This window comes from Methylobacterium sp. WL120, from assembly GCF_008039465.1.
GTDB classification, from domain to species: domain Bacteria; phylum Pseudomonadota; class Alphaproteobacteria; order Rhizobiales; family Beijerinckiaceae; genus Methylobacterium; species Methylobacterium cerastii.
In genome coordinates this window covers 1-1116 of the sequence record NZ_VRUT01000350.1, presented here as the reverse complement: position 1 = coordinate 1116, position 1116 = coordinate 1, and the positions used below count along the sequence as shown (strand labels likewise).

Genomic DNA, 1116 nt, shown 5'->3' with positions numbered 1-1116 from the left:
GCCAAGTGGATGTTCTGGTCTCACAAGGTCGCAAAGTTGCCGAAGCAATCCGGTCCATTGAGGTGACCGAAGTCACGTATTATCGCTGGCGTTCCGAGTATGGCGGTCTGAAGGGGGATCAGGTCAAGCGACTGAAGTCGCTGGAGACCGAGAACCAGCGCCTTCGTCGAGCAATTTCTGACCTGACCCTGGAGAAGCTGATCCTGAAGGAGGCAGCCTCGGGAAACTTCTGAGCCCGGCTCGCCGCCGGGCTTGTGTCGACTACGTCGTTGCCGAGCATGGCGTGTCCGAACGCTTCGCTTGCCGTGTCCTGGGCCAGCATCGCTCGACGCAGCGCAAGGTCGCCGTCTTGATCGAGGACGAAGCCGCCCTGACGGCTGCGATCATCGCGTTGGCGCTCCAGTACGGGCGCGACAGTTACCGTCGGATCACGGCGATGCTCCGGCGTGATGGCTGGACGGTGAACGTGAAGCGTGTCGAACGGATCTGGCGACGAGAAGGGCTCAAGGTTCCGGCCCGCCAGCCCAAGCGAGCGCGCCTTTGGCTCAACGACGGCTCGTGCGTGCGACTGCGGCCAGAGCGCCCCAACCACGTCTGGTCGTACGACTTCGTCGAGCACCGCACGCACAACGGGCGCAAGTACCGGATGCTGAACGTCATCGACGAGTTCACCCGCGAGTGCCTGGCCATCCGGGTCGCTCGCAAGCTGAAAGCGCTCGACGTGATCGATGTTCTCTCGGACCTGTTCAGCTTACGCGGTGTGCCAGAACATATCCGCTCGGACAATGGACCGGAGTTCGTTGCCAAAGCAGTTCAGGCCTGGATCGCAGCGGTTGGATCAGCAACTGCGTACATCGAGCCGGGCAGTCCGTGGGAGAACGGATATTGCGAAAGCTTCAATGCGAAGCTGCGCGATGAACTCCTCAACGGCGAGGTGTTCTACACCCTCAAGGAAGCCAGCGTCGTGATCGAACAATGGCGGAAGGACTACAACACCATCCGGCCGCACTCGTCACTCGGCTACCAGCCGCCTGCGCCACAGGTTGTCATATGGCCACCTGAACCCAGCGGTTCAGCGCCGGTCGCCCACTCCGCCATCGTCACGCGACCGACAAT

General features: G+C 61.7%; 1 protein-coding gene. It reads left to right on the top strand.

The window, feature by feature from the left end:
• A protein-coding gene (locus FV229_RS26945; RefSeq protein WP_147754829.1) for an IS3 family transposase occupies positions 1 to 1116 on the top strand; the annotation gives its coding sequence in 2 pieces (ribosomal slippage) (positions 1 to 219 and positions 219 to 1116; 1117 coding nt annotated over the 2 pieces). This gene is flagged as partial in the annotation.